We start from the raw sequence: 15,697 nt of genomic DNA on the forward strand, positions 1-15,697 counted from the left end.
TGAGCTGGTATATCATCAAGACTATAAAACAAGGTTCACAGCCATCAATGATATTATCAGTTATATCGAGCTGTACTACAATCAGACGAGGATTCAAAAGGGTTTGGGCTATCAATCGCCAAGACAGATGTGGTTTGATTATTATCGTCAGGCTGCGTAACTAAAATCTCCCAAGTTTAACTGTACGGATTTGACGGCAGGGGTCACTTTGGTAAAAACAACATGCCCGCATATACTGCCATCGCATAATAAGTATGTAGCGGATGGAAATTAATACTACAACGATTGGGCGAAAAGATAGGTGTCGCTAGAAGATGATCTAAATCAACTAGCATGGTTGCTATTAGGATCAAATAAACTCGCTTATAGTCACTACGAAAAAACATATAGGCGATAATCAACGGCATGCCAAAATGTAGAAAATAATGGATAACGGTTTGACTCATCGATTTTTCCGATTCAAGATAGTTTGTAGTGGCACATCAATCTCAGATAAAACATAAGATATTTTTGTCTTTCGATTGCATGTGAAATATATACATCATACACTCACCTTCTCATTATTATACCTGTCCAAAAAATCACTGGTTGAGATGAGATATAGACTTATTACCATAATAGCTATTTAATAGACTTTATATATTTTTCTTCAAATTAAAATGCAGCAACCTAAACAAGGGTAAATTATGAGTAATTCAGATAACCACAGTCATCAAGCTCCAGACCCTAAAAATATGAATAAAGCTTTTTATATTGGGATTGGTCTAAATTCTGCATTTACGCTCATCGAGTTTATAGTGGGCTATTCAACTAATTCATTAGCTTTAATCGCAGACGCTAGCCACAACTTAAGTGATGTTGCCAGTTTAATAATCTCGTTAATTGGAATGAAATTAGCACAGAAAGCATCTACTACGCTTTATACCTATGGCTACAAAAAAGCTTCTATAATGGCGTCTCTTATTAACGCCATATTGTTAGTTACAATCGTTATAGGTATTGCGTATGAGGCCTTGGGTCGATTTGATACGATACCGGAAGTTGCAGGAAAAGTTATTATTATTACAGCTCTAATAGGTGTATTTATAAATACTGTTTCTGCTTTTGCATTCTACAAAGGTCAAAAAGACGATATTAATATCAAAGGTGCTTTCTTGCATCTAATGGTAGATGCATTGGTCTCTGTAGGTGTCGTTATCTCGGGCATTATTATTTACTATACAAGTTGGAATATCGTTGATCCTCTAGTTAGCTTGATTATTTCAGTCGTTATACTGTTATCGACTTGGGGTCTACTAAAAGAGAGTATCAAGCTTGCTATCGACGGAGTACCTCAAAATGTTGATCTCAGTAAAATCACTGCTATCTTAGAGAGCTATAATTTTATTCAAAACTTTCATCATTTACATATCTGGGCTTTGAGTACCACTGAGAATGCTCTTACAGTTCATATTGTACCGAAGACCGATATAACGTTTGAAGAGACTATTACTATGAAAGAAAACATCAAGGAAGATTTGGCGCATCAGAATATACAACATGCAACTATTGAATTTGGTACTAAGGCAGATGACAATCAAAAATCGCGTGCATTAAATGAAAGTATCAACTAAAAGATGATAGACCGTATATAGCTATCTCTTTTTAAGTATGAGGCGCGTGCCTTATGTCAACATAATTTTTTCAATCAGTTCTTATGTGATCAATAGTTTAAAACTTTTATATTTACGTGCGTTAGGACGTTACCTAGAAAAAATAAAAAACTTACGCTGATTAAATTATTATGATTAAGTTTACTATTACCCTCGTCTTCTAAGTGTGGTTAGACCTTTGCCAAAATAGCTTATTAGTAATAACAGGGTTATTATTATCAAGATAGGATAATTTCCCATAAGCATAAAGGGCGTGTTACCAACCCGTGCCTGTATCTCACCACGTAGTACAGTACGCTCAAACTGCGGTGCGCGTTTTACAATACGACCTTTATGGTTAATGATAGCGGTAACACCAGTATTGGTCGCTCGAATAAACCAGCGCCCGTTCTCAAGCGCGCGCATTTGTACCATTTGCAAATGTTGCAATGGTCCTGCTGAAGTGCCAAACCAGGCATCGTTAGAGACGGTCAACAAAAAGTCAGTATCGATGGCATTTTTACGCGTGGTATCTGGATAAGCTACCTCATAACAGATAGCCGTCCCTATATTGTGTTCACGCACCTTTAGCGGTGACTGCTGATCACTACCACGACTATAGCTCTTAATATCCTGACTACCGGCCAAACTTGGGAAAATATCGAGCACGCCTTCAAATGGAATATACTCTCCAAAAGGCACTAGACGCTGCTTCTTGTATAGGCCTTCCGCTTCTACACCTCGAGCAATCACGCTATTGTAAAATGGGGGATACTTATCCGTACTGGCATTGAATGCCGCTTTATCCTTATAAGGGATACCAGTTATCCATGTCGTATTGGTCGCATTGGCCATTTCTATCATTTCACTAATAAAGCCCGCAGCCTCATCCTGAAACATCGGAATAGATGATTCAGGCCACACCACCACATCACGTCCCCACTCAGTGCGCGTTAACTTCGCATAAATCTTTAGCGTTTCTACTTGATATTGCGTCAGCCACTTTATATCTTGTGAAATATTACCTTGAATCAATGACACTGACAGATCAGGTGTGCCCTTAGGTTTTGTCCATTGCGGATTGACCAGCCATAATGATGTGCTAATGGCTAATAACAGTACAGAAACGATGGCATAACTACTGCGCCGAAGCAGTAGCTCTACTAAACTTGCAGCCAATAGTATGGCAACAAAAGAGACGGAAAAAACACCAGCAACGGGTGCTAAGGACGATAACCAATACTCTTCAGTAAATGCATAACCAACAAACAGCCACGGAAAGCCTGTGAATAACCAAGTTTTTAACCATTCTTGTAGCACCCAAAGAGCAGCAAATGAAAAGGGTTGTTTGCCTACCATACGGTTAAAGACTAGTGCTAACAATCCATGAAATAGTCCCATACCGAGACCCATCAATGCAATCATAATCAATGCGAGCCACGTTGGTGTATCGCTATAATCATGGATAGCAGTATAGAGCCAAAAGCCGCCGACGCACCATAGCCCCATACCGTAAGCTTCACCGATAATAAAAGCGCGACGACCACTCATACTTGTCACCAACAGCGCATATAAAATCGCTGGTGATACTATTGCTAGCGGCCAAAACCCATAAGGCGCTAGCGAAAATAAAAAAATAGCTCCTGCAAGCCATGCTGCTACTAGCGTAAGCGATAGCGGTAATTGATTTAAGTGAGTACTCAAACGCTTTTGTAGATTAATAGTAGACAGGCGCATCGCAAATTATCCAAAATTATGAGCCTTGAATTTTTAATCAAAATCCAAAACTTAGATAGAGCCGTTAATACTACAGGCAGTATTTTAAAATAAAAACTGCTTATGATACCAGCCTGCACTGCTCAATGGATGAATTTATGTACTCCGTTTAATGGGTTATTATGCTACATTACCAAACGATATGAAGTGTTACTTGATCTTCTATAGCTCACAATACCTACAGTACATGAGAAAGCACTATGCCCCCCTTAAAAATAAAATCCAGTCTTATATGCAATCGTTATCTGTCTAAGGGGTTGCGTAGTACGTTATTATTACTGGCTGCCTCATCACTATTTGCTTGTAGCCAACCGAGTAGTGGCGTATCTGATGCAAGCACAACATCGGCATCAACTGAAGATGTTTTGGCTGTTCCAAAGACAGCTGAACCAAACGTTATAAATAATTCTATGATGACATCAGTAAGTAAACCAGACTTACTAAAAAACGTCTCAGCTACGGTCTATAAAGATGCCAATTGCGGCTGCTGTAAAGAATGGATAAGTCATGCAGAAGATAATGGTCTAAGTGCAACCGCGCAAGATGTTGCGGACTTAGCCGTATTTAAAGAGCGCTACAGCGTTCCAACTGAGATGCGTTCTTGCCATACTGTAGTCACTACTGATGATTACGTCTTTGAAGGTCATGTACCTGCTAAGTATATGGCGCAGTTCTTAGAAAATCCGCCAGTACAAGCTATGGGTCTTGCCGTACCTGGCATGCCTGTTGGTAGCCCAGGTATGGAGTATCAAAATAAATTCATGCCCTATCAGGTTATGCAGCTCAATAAAGACGGGACGACCCAAGTTTATGCTGATATTGAATCGGTAGAGCAGCAATTATAGTGTGTTAGCAGTTAAGAATACTTTGATTATAGTGTTAGCGTTAAAAGTAAATGAGGCAGGTATAAGACTGTTCTATTGCTTATAAAATGATTCTTCATCAAAAAAATCATTAGCTATTGCGACTTTAAAAGCAAAAATAACTTTGAATTTGTAACTTTTGATGACAATGTAAGCGGATTTATCGGTTATTAACCCTTAAAATAGATAAATAATTAAGGGTTAATACAAGAATATACAGGATGTATCGAAACAATTACGTAATATTACATAAGCCAGTAGGGAATTAACATCTATATTAATATTATAAATTATTATATTATCTTAATAATTAGTTAGACCCTATATAGGGTAATTACTTCATCCAATAAAAAAACGTCTGAGGGTTAAATCTGTAATTTAGATTTAACCCTCAGACGTTTTTTTGCTTATAAAACAGTAGAAATTGTTGTCAATTTAGTCAGCTATATTCTGTATATGTTACACAAGCTTACATTGTAAAATGTGGAATATTAGCAATTTTTTCAACATCAAAAAAGTATTTTTGGGGTTTTTAAGGGTGATGACAGGCTAAACAGCCTATGCTAAAGTCGGCTTTGTGTTTTGGCCAGCAGCTTGATTTGCAACAGCTTCGTAAGACTTCAATGATGCTGTGATCGCCAATAATCATTTTTTATATGAATAATATGCAGCAGAAGTATCAGTCACTATGACGTATATATACTTGAGTTGTTGAAATTTAATTGACTGCGCTGTTGTTGATAACAGACCATTTTGAATTAACCGTAGGTATTAGATTTATGAAACAGGCTTTATTGATTTTGTCAGTACTGGGTATGGGCATAGCACAAACGAGTGGTGCTGCTATCACAATCTCTCAAACAAATAATACCATCACCAATACTTCTGTGGCATCAAACTACGGTTCATCAAAAAACATCTATAGCACCAAAAGTGGTGCTTATGTTTCTAATAATGATGAAATTAGTCAAGCAATTAGCAACCTAAGTGCGCAGGCCAAGCAAAAAGAGAATCAGCTTTCATCATTAAACAGCCGCTTATACGCTGAAAAACAACAGCAGCAAGTCAATACAGTTCCTGATAGCAATTCAGCCCCCGCTATCGCTGCTGCTCGCGCCTCAAAAGTGGCTTTATCTGGTAGCTCTGGATACTGTGCCCGTTACGTACGTAAAGCACTACAATCAGCAGGTTATGAGTTCACCCCCAATCCTTCAGCCTATCAGTACGCCACTCGTGGCACGCTTGATAAAGCAGGTTTTAGCAAAATCAGTAATGATATGCCAACCCAAGTAGGTGATGTTATTGTCTATGATCGCTCATCAAAGCGTCCACATGGCCATATCCAAATATTTGATGGCGAAAATTGGATTTCTGATTTCCGTCAGAACAGCATCAGCCCATACAGTGGTGTCTATGCTTATACGACATGGCGCGATTCAAAATACGTGGATGACGCATCCGCATCAGATCGTAATATCTACCTTGCTATGAATGATAAATAAGACTTTCTAAGTCAGCACAACATAGTTGTTATTTCCTCCAACCCAGTAGTGATCTTAATATCATTGCTGGGTTTTTTTGTGCTTAACATCAGGGCGTATTTAACCTTTCATGATTTGATCCGTCAGAAATGAACACTACTGATATCATTACTCATTACAAGAATTATCGGCAAGCGCGTTTAAGATGCCACATGATGCCACATGATACCGCTTGTGCACTACCTGCACATTTCTGGCGCAAAACGGTCAAGTGATGCTTTAAGTGCATCAGTTCTTCCATTCGTATTTCCACAGCATGAATGTGCTCATCTAGCAAGTTATTCACATCGCCGCAGTCCTTGTCAGGCGACTCCCAGTATTCAAGTAAGATTCGCACATCATCTAAAGCCATATCGAGCGTACGGCAATGTAGGATAAATTGTAGACGCTCAATGTGCTCTTCATTATATAAACGATAATTCCCTTCGCTACGAAAAGGCTCGGGTAATAAACGCTCTTTTTCATAATAGCGAATGGTTTCTACTGTGGCACCTGTGCGTTTAGCGAGCTCACCAATTTTGATTGTCATAACAACCTCTATGATTTAAATAATTAAAGTGGCTGTAAAGACTAGCGCTAGAGAAATTAAAATTACGAAACTGTAGATAAATAACCTTGACTCTAAAGCCACTATAGGGTTCATAATATCATTATTCAAAGGTGGGTTCTAATAATAAAAATTCCACCGCCACAGTAAACTGCAACCGCATTAGAGTAAATAAGGTTAGACCGTATGTTGATTACAGAATTGGGCTATTTTGCCTTGCTTACCGCTTTTGTACTGGCGTTATTGCAGGTAATTCTGCCAACTATTGGTGTTATTCGTAACCAAGTTGCTTGGCAACGACTAGCCCCTAGCCTAGCTTGGGCACAGTTTGCCGCCATGATAACGTCATTTGGCGCTTTGATAGCAGGTTTTTATTATAATGATTTTAGCCTCAGTTACGTCGCGCAGCATTCTAATACGCTGTTGCCTTGGTACTATAAGTTATCGGCGACATGGGGCGGACACGAGGGCTCTTTGCTGCTATGGATGACCATCATGGCCACATGGTGTGCACTGGTATCATACTTTAGTCGCGGCTTGCCGTTATCAATGCGTGCGCGGGTATTAGTTATTTTGGCCGGTGTACAGTTAATGATGCTAACGATGCTGATATTTACCTCGTCACCGTTTGAGCGTACCTTACCCAATCTAGCGGTCGATGGCGCTGATTTAAATCCTGTCCTACAAGATTTCGGTCTGATTATTCATCCGCCCATGTTATATATGGGTTATGTGGGCTTAGCGGTGCCATTTGCTTTTTGTATGGCGGCATTGTGGGAAGGGCGTTTAGATGCTGCTTGGACACGCTGGTCACGTCCATGGGCGCTGGCGGCTTGGGGATTTTTGACCATTGGTATTGCACTGGGCTCGTGGTGGGCCTACTACGAGCTTGGCTGGGGCGGTTGGTGGTTTTGGGATCCGGTAGAGAACGCCTCGTTTATGCCTTGGCTTGTCGGCTTAGCATTGCTGCATTCATTAGCAGTCACTGAAAAGCGCGGGGTGTTTAAAGCATGGACCATCATGCTGGCTATTTTCGCCTTTGCCTTAAGCTTGCTTGGCACGTTCCTGGTACGCTCTGGAGTCCTTACCTCAGTGCATTCGTTTGCCGCTGATCCGACGCGTGGTTTGGTTATCTTAGCTATTCTTGGCATTATCATCGGTAGTGGTCTATTGATGTTTGCCGTTCGCGGTTGGCGTTTAACCGTTGAAAGTCAATATCAGCTGATTTCACGTGAGTCCTTTTTAGTGATCAACAACGCCATCATTTTGATTGCAACCTTAGTGGTGTTGCTCGGCACCCTCTATCCTATTATCGCTGATGCCTTTGGTTTAGGACAAGTGTCCGTCGGCCCTCCTTATTTTAATGCATTATTTGTACCTTTAACGTGGCTGTTATTAATAGCTATGGGTATGGGCTCAAATATTCGCTGGAAAAAAGACACCCGTCCACTACTGGGTATAGGCATGGTCATCGCCGTTAGTAGCTTAGTATTAGCCGCCATTATTACTTACTTTGTTAATCCATCGTCTATGCTTAATATTGGTGTGACTTTAGCCGTTAGCTTTTGGGTACTGCTATGGATGGCAGTTGATTTTAAAGATAAAACTAAGAATGCGCCTAATCTTTTTAACGGTTTGCGGCAGTTGCGTCTGAGCTATTGGGGTCAACAGACTGCTCATATTGGCGTATTGGTTGCTGTCATTGGCATAGCCTTTACTAGTAGCTTGAGTATTGAGCGTGACGTAGCAATGGGTATTGGCGATACAGTCAATGTTCAAGGTTACGATTTTGAAGTAACTGAATTTTTTGAAATAAAGGGGAGTAACTTTGATGCAACGCAAGCGCAAGTGGTGGTATCCAAAGACGGTCGTGAAGTGGCGAAACTGACTCCAGAAAAGCGTACTTATATTATCAGCACGATGCCAACAACTGAAGCTGCTATTGACCCCAGTCTTATGCGCGATGTTTATGTCGCACTGGGCGAACCTATTGCCGATGGTAGTAACCAATGGGCATTAAGGATTTATGTAAAACCATTAATTCGCTGGATTTGGTTAGGGGCAATTATCATGGCTCTAGGTGGATTAATTAGTATGCTTGATAAACGATACCGCATCAAAAAAATTAAAGCTCCGTTGCTAGTTACTGGTAGTTTGGCTACTTATGGAGTCAATGAGGTAGCTATTGAGCAGGCAATCTCAGTATCGACGATGTCGACACTAAAGGAGAAATAAATGACTATGTCGAATAATACTCCTGAGCAAAAAGATAGCCAAAACAGTAAGCAGCGTAACCCAAAGACAATGAAAAAAAAGCAGACGAAGCTATGGTTCTTAATTCCGCTTATCCTCTTTTTTGGTTTGGTAGTTATATTGTACATGCGCTTAGGTAAACCAACAGACATTGTGACCAATACCGCTCTTGAGCGTCCGGTTCCTACCTTTGAGCTGCCGTTATTAGCAGATACTACCCGTACTATCACCAATGATAATTTGCCGGATAAGCCGTTTTTACTTAATGTTTGGGGCTCATGGTGCCCAACTTGCGTTATTGAGCATCCGTTTTTAATGCAACTAGAAGAGCGCGGCGTTGATATCGTTGGTGTGAATTATAAAGACGATATTGGTAATGCGCTCAGTTACTTAAACCGAGGCGGTGATCCATTTTCTATGTCTATTCAGGATTCATTGGGTCAGTTTGCTCTAGACTTAGGCATAACTGGTGCGCCCGAAACCTTTGTTGTGGATGGAGATGGCATCATTCGTCAGCATATTGTTGGTGAGATTAATGAAGCCAATTGGCAACAGCGTGTTAAGCCGTGCCTGACAGTACTTAATAAGGCTAATAAGAACAACGATAGTCCTGATCTCATTCAGGTTGAGGAGATGTGCAAATGAACGTTACTCGAATAAGAGCTCCTCAACTAAAACCCAATATAGTTTTAAAACTAGCAAGCTTAATACTAGCGTGTCTGCTTAACATGACGGCAAACGCAGCTATTGACGTATACGATTTTGACTCACCACAGCAAGAAGCTCAGTATCGTGGATTAATAGAAGAGTTTCGCTGCCCAAAATGCCAAAATCAAAACCTTGCAGCCTCTGATGCACCGATTGCACAGGATCTAAAGCAAAAAGTCTATGATTTAATTAAAGATAGACGTAGTGATGCTGAAATACGCGTCTATATGCAAGAGCGCTACGGTGACTTTATTAGCTACAAGCCGCCTATGCGACCATCAACATGGATCCTATGGTTTTTTCCACCACTATTATTGCTCGTCTTAATTATTGGTTGGTTTTGGCAAAGTAAGCGTCGCCAAGTTGTTGCCCGTGGTCAAAGCGGCGTCACAGTGAACAGTACTGCTGCCTTGACCTCTACGGAAAAGGCTGAGCTTGATCGTCTATTATCGCAAGCTGAGAGTGTCGACCACGACATTACTAGCCTAGAGGACAAAAAATGACTCTATTTTCTACTTTTGGCTTATTTGTAACTCTAAGCTTGCTGATTGCTCTTATATTTGCGCTGATTGCTATTATGCCATGGCTACGAGCACCGCGTTTGCAGTCCAAACCAATAGACAATCAACTGCTAGATATTAATGTTGCAGTATTTCGCGAACGTTTAGCTGAGCTACAAACAGATAAAGACAGCGGTACTATTAATAATAGCCATTATCAAAATCAAAAGCTGGAACTGGAGCGTCAGCTATTGGATGCCCAGCGTGAAGTCACGCCGATGGTCACCCCTGGTATCAAAAGCCGCTTGATCCTCATGGTTTGGGTGCCTGTATTGGCTGCGCTGGCGTATCTGATGGTGGGTGACCGAACGCCTGTGTTTGATCTGTGGACGGCCGAAGACAAGGTCGGAAAAGTCGCTGATGACTTGTTGACTGGCAAAATCGATCAGCCACCTGTATGGGCAATCGAAAACGGCCAGCAGCTTATCAGCGCGATGCAGACCAACGTTTATCGTCATGCCGATGATCCTGATCGCTGGATGCGTTTGTCAGAGCTGTTTTTATCGCTTGAAGCTACCGACTCAGCGATTGAAGCTTTGTCACGCGCTTACCGTCTGTCACCAGACAATGAAGAGATTGCGACCACTTATGCGCAGATTAGCTTTTTTGCCAATAAAGGTCAGCTTGATGCCAGTAGCCGCCGTGTATTACAAGATGTCCTTGCCAAAAATCCACAGCATGAACGGGCTCAAATGCTCATGGCAATGGGTGAGACTCGTAGTAGTAACTTTGCCCAAGCGCAAGGTTGGATTAAACGCTTACAAGGCAGCATTGTGGCCAAACCAGGTGATCATACTAAAGCTTTAGCAAGCTTAGATGAGTTAAGCAACTACGTTAGCACGCAAGAAAAGCAAGCGCTAGAAGGTATTGACGTGACAGTGAAAATTAACGCTAATTTATTACCGTTAGTGAAAGCTGATGATGTGTTGTTTGTTGCGATACGTGACGTTAAAGGAGGTCCACCGTTTGCCGCCAAACGTTTACCCATTAGTATTATCAAGCAAGGTGAGGCTAGTATCCGCTTAAGCAATCTTGATGCGATGATGCCAGATCGCACGTTAAATTCAGCTCGTAGTGACAAAACTCAGTTAGCAGTCGTTGCTCGTATTAGTCATAGCGGTAATGCCATAGCAGAATCAGGCGACTTATCGGGTAATCCTATAATGATTAGCGTTGAACAGACTCAGGTTAATGTTGAAATCAATCAACAGATTCCCTAATAAAAAATTAGGGGCTGTCCTAGATAACTAGTTCAAACCCTGTTTAACCCATTGTTTTAATTGTAGTAATTGCGACTTTGGGTCACTGTGATTAAAACGCCACTCACATTCCTTTAAATAGAGGTGAAAATGTTCTTTTGGAACTCCGTTAAACTTACGTAGATGCCGTTTAGCTTGGTTCCAAAAGTTCTCTATACCATTAATGGGATTCTTGTCATTAACAAAGGTTTTGGAGTGGTTGATACGATAATGAGTAAACTCACTGACATCTAATGCGTTATAGCTTTTAAATGAGTCAGTATAAACAATGCTATCAGGCTTCACTTTTTCTCTTATAATGGGGATCAAAGTATCTGCTTTAGCATTGGGTATAATACAAGCGTAGACCTTGCCATTACGCTTTAATAGACCAAACACGGGCACTTTGCTACCAGCACCTCGCCCTCGCTTGCCTTTACGAGTTCCACCAAAGTATGATTCGTCTACTTCGATTTCGCCTTCAAATAGACCAGGGTCTTGACTATTCTCGTAAATAAGCAGTCTTAGCCTATGAAAGTAATAACTGGCTGTCGTTTTATTAATACCAATTAGGCTTGCTGCTGTTCTCGCGGTAGAACCGGCAACAAATAACTCGATTAGTCTGCTTTGTTTATACCAACTTAGTTTACTCTTTCTCATAGTGCTATCCTAAATAATTTTACTTATCTAGGACAGCCCCAAAAATTATTACCGTAAGTTTCATAATACCAGAGCGGTAAGTGGAGCCGTTTATGAAAGTGGCGCGATTAATAATCGTATACCAAAAACATATACGTTTAACATTGTTCATTGTATAAACATAGATAAAGGAAACAACTATGACTGAATCTACCGACAGATTAGATAGTACTAAATTGAATAGCGTTGAATCGGCTAGTACTAATATTGCTGACAAGAAGGTACCTATAGCTGTGAGTAGTACTCATCAATCGATTGACTCTAAAACCATAAATCATACGCCTAAAGCTATGTACGTGACTTCAGGCAACTCAATAACACCTAAAGATAAGTTGGACAAAATGCCAAAAATGGTTGCCAATGGCAGTCGCGCTTTTATCTGGTATTTGTTGGCGATAATGGTATTAATACTTGATCAATGGACTAAGTGGTTGGCCCAAACCACATTAGCGTTCAATGACCCCGTACCGGTCATTGAACCATTTCTCAACTGGACACTCGCTTATAACTATGGGGCAGCATTTAGCTTTTTAGCCAACGCTGGCGGTTGGCAGAAATGGTTTTTCTCAGGCGTAGCTTTTGTAATGGCTATCTTTTTAACGGTTTATTTAATCAAAGCGCCACGTGCAGCCAAGCTATTATCTATGGGGTTGGCCTTAATGCTTGGTGGTGCGATTGGCAACTTAATCGATCGTTTAAGAATTGGTAAAGTGGTTGACTTTATCCATGTGCATTATGCTGATGTCTGGAATTATCCTCTTTTCAATGTTGCAGATATAGGTGTCTGTGTCGGTGTCGCATTGATTATAATTGACATGATATTTTTAGAAAGTAAGCGTAATAAATAAGCACATTGATGCCGATTATCACAAACAAAATGAACTAGCGTCGTATTCACTCTATACGGAAAAATACTTTTTATACTTGAGTATGTTTATAAAATGTGAACTGGAAGGTAATGTATGACTGGTATAGGTACTCACTCATTTTAGGTCTTAAAACTCAATACTTAAAAGCTCTGCGTAGAGCCATTATTATAGAGAAATTGAATAATCCATAAATTCTTTATTGATAATAACAAAAGGAAAATACAGTGTCACAGACTCAGCCAACTATTGAAAAAATTCACAGCCTTAGAAAAAAAACAAGAGACAGCGTTAAAAAGTCTTACCCTTATATAGTCGATACACTCTAAAAATGTCATAGCACTACTGGGATGAATTTTGCGCAGCCTCTGGGAACGCAGCACGCAAGTAAAATTTATACCAGTAGCGCGTTTAAATCCATAACATTTTTACATTCAGCTGACTATAGGCTATCTAGAAGGCACCTCTTTCTTATTATTGCTCTTCATCGCCATGCCACTAAAATATATGATGGACATTCCAGAAGGTGTGAAATACATCGGTATGGCACACGGTATGTTGTTTATTACCTATATCATAATACTTATAGGCTCAGCTATCAAAATGAAAATGCCTCTTTGGGCAATACCTGCGGGCGTACTCGGCTCACTCTTACCTTTTGGCCCATTTATATTCGATCATTTACTAAAAAAGAACTTGCAGGAAAATGTAAGTAAAGAAGCCTAGAACAAGCTCTGCTATAAATGCCACAAACGTATCTTATTACTCAAGATTATTTTTCCTAACTAAATCACAAGCCGCCATCACTCATCGTGGCGACAAATGAATAACATTGAGCAGAAATTAATCACAATAAAACTTTAATTCAGACCCAGTATGAATAGTCTCACACTCCAGTTACTTTTCGAACTTATCTTACATACTATCGACAAACCCGTTTTGTTTAAAAGCTAAACAGGTTTTGTCATCCGCGATGGCTTTCCTGTTATCGTAGGGTATAGCTTTTGAAACCATTTTTCTTTATATTGTCACTTAGACAGGCTGGGCATTTGATGTATAGTGTCATTTGCATTTCACTATTTATCAATTTCTCAGCCTGTTTTTTTTCAGCCTACTTTTTGAACCACCACCCGGATATAAATGTAACTATGAATAAAACAACTTTTAAAATATCGAAGATGGACTGCCCTTCGGAGGAAAACCTAATCCGAATGAAATTAGAGGGCCACTCGAATATTGAACATCTTGAGTTCGACATTCCTAACCGTCAATTAACTGTGTTTCATCATGACAATATAGAAGGGATAGAGACTGCTATTCATGACCTAAAATTAGGAGACACCCTACTCTCGACCGAAACCATTGACCCCTCTGATCCCAACAATAATTTTAAAATTGATGCTGACTCTAGTCACAAAAAAGATGCTGAGCAAAGAAAGCTACTATGGATAGTGCTGGTCATTAACTTTGCTTTCTTTATTATTGAAATGAGCACGGGACTGATTTCTCGTTCGATGGGGTTGGTCGCCGACAGCTTAGATATGTTAGCAGATAGCTTAGTGTACGGAATTAGCTTATTTGCGGTCGGTGGAACGGTCATTAAGAAAAAACGGATTGCTAGAATTGCCGGATATTTTCAAATTACGCTAGCGATTCTTGGTTTTTTAGAAGTACTAAGACGTTTCTTTGGCAATGAGCAGTTACCTGACTTTTCTACCATGATAGTCATATCGATTCTTGCGCTAATTGCAAACTTGATTTGCCTCTATTTACTACAAAAATCGAAAAGCAAAGAAGGAGAAGAAGCCCATATGCAAGCCAGTATGATTTTCACTTCAAACGATGTGATTATCAATTTAGGGGTAATTGTTGCAGGGATTTTGGTTAATTGGTTACACTCTAGTACGCCTGATTTGATTATTGGTAGCATCGTATTTGCTTTAGTTATTCAGGGCGCCTTTAGAATATTGAAGTTGAGTAAGTAGCCAAGCCTAATAACTGAAGCAAATAGCTCAAGTAAGTAGCTTAATTAAACCGCTAAGTGTAAAGTAACTGGGTTTGAAGCAAATAAACATCATAAGGATATGAGACCTCAAGCAATGATTGAACAAACTTTAAATCTAGTCACCACCAAAGACCATCAGCAAGTTGCCGTTTGGCGAATAATAGATGATGAAGTCTTTGATAAGAATCTGGTGGTGGTCAACTAATTTAGGACACTAATAAAATTCAAACCTACATCGCCATTACTTATAACCCTGAGTCGAGAACGGATAATAATTATAAGCGTTGGGGCAACTTTTATGACCGCCAAGATCTGTTAGTAGGTGACGAGTTGTGTCAGGTGGTTAATTTTCAGAGACCTTCCTAAATTTTGTGTAAGTATTTAATCTAAACGTCAGTTACACAGAATCTGGGATGGTCTCTTCAAGTCCTCACTAGCGCACCGATCATAGATAGAATATCTATGGTAAGTACATCATGAAGTACACTGTGGCTATCTCAGCAAGTTGAAACCTTAATACCATTAGCTCACAGCCAAAGATTCAAGTCCTCACTAGGGGACCGAACCAGTGAAGGCACCTGATTGATTCGCCATAGGTATACTCAATAAAATTCAGAGGAGCAATAGACACTTTAAGAACAACATGCGTTCCTGCGTCATTTAGTATTTTTAACTTTTTACGCCTGTAGGCTCCAACTGTAAATCCTCGATCTTAGGTTGTTATTAGTAAGGCAGAGGCATACCTTATCTATTAGCTCTATCTGAAAAATTTAGTAGATAGTAACATATTAGACCTCTTGCAAAAGTACCGTTTTATTGACCTTCGTTAACGGAGTATCAAAGGCTAGCAATGACTTATGCAAGAGATCTATTATATCTTATACCTCTGCACACGACAAAAAAATCATCCCCACCCGATTTTCATAGGTTTAGGGGTTAAAAAGCTAACTAACTGTCGAAATACAGTCTTATCATTGTTAAAGAACACCAAGTGAAGGCCCTCAATCAAC

The 15,697-nt window shown here is 40.0% G+C and carries 16 protein-coding genes and 1 pseudogene; 12 read left to right on the top strand and 5 right to left on the bottom strand.

What is annotated here, in order from left to right; genetic code table 11:
- The coding region (locus tag JMW94_RS13905) for an IS3 family transposase (RefSeq protein WP_413786203.1) at positions 1–160 on the top strand (160 nt) is incomplete at its 5' end.
- Positions 161–203: 43 nt separating this feature from the next.
- Here JMW94_RS13905 and JMW94_RS13910 read toward each other — a convergent pair.
- Positions 204–446 (bottom strand): DUF6122 family protein, encoded by a 243-nt coding sequence (locus tag JMW94_RS13910; protein ID WP_265088325.1) that lies wholly within the window; start codon positions 444–446, stop codon positions 204–206.
- 240 nt (positions 447–686) lie between these two features.
- On the opposite strand from JMW94_RS13910, the gene JMW94_RS13915 reads away from it, so the two are divergent.
- On the top strand, positions 687–1,613 hold the full coding sequence (locus JMW94_RS13915) for a cation diffusion facilitator family transporter (protein ID WP_058025953.1): 927 nt from the start codon (positions 687–689) through the stop codon (positions 1,611–1,613).
- Positions 1,614–1,799: 186 nt separating this feature from the next.
- On the opposite strand, the gene lnt is transcribed toward JMW94_RS13915, so the two are convergent.
- Entirely contained in the window at positions 1,800–3,368 is a 1,569-nt protein-coding gene (gene lnt, locus JMW94_RS13920) for an apolipoprotein N-acyltransferase (RefSeq protein ID WP_201604791.1), read from the bottom strand.
- A gap of 239 nt (positions 3,369–3,607) precedes the next feature.
- Between lnt and JMW94_RS13925 the strand changes: the two genes are divergently transcribed.
- Complete coding sequence (locus JMW94_RS13925) at positions 3,608–4,252, top strand: DUF411 domain-containing protein (RefSeq protein WP_201604792.1); 645 nt, start codon at positions 3,608–3,610, stop codon at positions 4,250–4,252.
- A 797-nt stretch (positions 4,253–5,049) separates the two neighbouring features.
- Entirely contained in the window at positions 5,050–5,772 is a 723-nt protein-coding gene (locus tag JMW94_RS13930; RefSeq protein WP_201569643.1) for a CHAP domain-containing protein, read from the top strand.
- Positions 5,773–5,935: 163 nt separating this feature from the next.
- Here JMW94_RS13930 and cadR read toward each other — a convergent pair whose 3' ends face one another.
- On the bottom strand, positions 5,936–6,340 hold the full coding sequence (gene cadR / locus JMW94_RS13935; protein ID WP_284719852.1) for a Cd(II)/Pb(II)-responsive transcriptional regulator: 405 nt from the start codon (positions 6,338–6,340) through the stop codon (positions 5,936–5,938).
- Between the two features lie 204 nt (positions 6,341–6,544).
- Here cadR and JMW94_RS13940 point away from each other — a divergent pair, with 204 nt between their 5' ends.
- From JMW94_RS13940 to ccmI, 4 genes are all read left to right on the top strand, one after another.
- A complete protein-coding gene (locus JMW94_RS13940) occupies positions 6,545–8,593 on the top strand; it encodes a heme lyase CcmF/NrfE family subunit (protein ID WP_201604793.1) in 2,049 nt (682 codons plus the stop codon).
- Entirely contained in the window at positions 8,594–9,256 is a 663-nt protein-coding gene (locus JMW94_RS13945) for a DsbE family thiol:disulfide interchange protein (RefSeq protein WP_413786202.1), read from the top strand.
- A gap of 83 nt (positions 9,257–9,339) precedes the next feature.
- The gene (locus JMW94_RS13950) at positions 9,340–9,822 is read left to right on the top strand and encodes a cytochrome c-type biogenesis protein (RefSeq protein ID WP_020443538.1); all 483 of its coding nucleotides are present in this window, start codon (positions 9,340–9,342) and stop codon (positions 9,820–9,822) included.
- On the top strand, positions 9,819–11,099 hold the full coding sequence (ccmI, locus tag JMW94_RS13955; protein ID WP_201604794.1) for a c-type cytochrome biogenesis protein CcmI: 1,281 nt from the start codon (positions 9,819–9,821) through the stop codon (positions 11,097–11,099). The genes JMW94_RS13950 and ccmI overlap by 4 nt, the downstream gene beginning before the upstream one ends.
- 27 nt (positions 11,100–11,126) lie before the next feature.
- On the opposite strand, the gene JMW94_RS13960 is transcribed toward ccmI, so the two are convergent.
- A complete protein-coding gene (locus JMW94_RS13960) occupies positions 11,127–11,777 on the bottom strand; it encodes an IS1595 family transposase (protein ID WP_201604795.1) in 651 nt (216 codons plus the stop codon).
- Positions 11,778–11,956: 179 nt separating this feature from the next.
- On the opposite strand from JMW94_RS13960, the gene lspA reads away from it, so the two are divergent.
- Together lspA and JMW94_RS13970 are read left to right on the top strand one after the other, a co-directional pair.
- Entirely contained in the window at positions 11,957–12,664 is a 708-nt protein-coding gene (gene lspA / locus JMW94_RS13965; RefSeq protein WP_133104927.1) for a signal peptidase II, read from the top strand.
- Between the two features lie 450 nt (positions 12,665–13,114).
- Positions 13,115–13,408 carry a DUF3817 domain-containing protein gene (locus JMW94_RS13970; protein ID WP_077452021.1) on the top strand — a complete coding sequence of 98 codons (294 nt, stop codon included), beginning with the start codon at positions 13,115–13,117 and terminating at the stop codon, positions 13,406–13,408.
- A 271-nt stretch (positions 13,409–13,679) separates the two neighbouring features.
- Here the strand turns inward: JMW94_RS13970 and JMW94_RS13975 are convergent.
- A pseudogene (locus JMW94_RS13975) lies at positions 13,680–13,754 on the bottom strand (IS1 family transposase); the annotation flags it as partial.
- 76 nt (positions 13,755–13,830) lie between these two features.
- Between JMW94_RS13975 and JMW94_RS13980 the strand changes: the two are divergent.
- Together JMW94_RS13980 and JMW94_RS15045 are read left to right on the top strand one after the other, a co-directional pair.
- Positions 13,831–14,667, top strand: a complete 837-nt coding sequence (locus tag JMW94_RS13980) for a cation transporter (protein WP_057758797.1) — start codon at positions 13,831–13,833, stop codon at positions 14,665–14,667.
- 99 nt (positions 14,668–14,766) lie between these two features.
- Positions 14,767–14,892, top strand: coding sequence for a hypothetical protein (locus JMW94_RS15045; RefSeq protein ID WP_256713876.1), 126 nt, complete (start codon positions 14,767–14,769; stop codon positions 14,890–14,892).
- Positions 14,893–15,697 lie beyond the last annotated feature (805 nt).

The organism is Psychrobacter immobilis (genome assembly GCF_904846185.1).
GTDB classification, from domain to species: Bacteria; Pseudomonadota; Gammaproteobacteria; order Pseudomonadales; family Moraxellaceae; genus Psychrobacter; species Psychrobacter immobilis_B.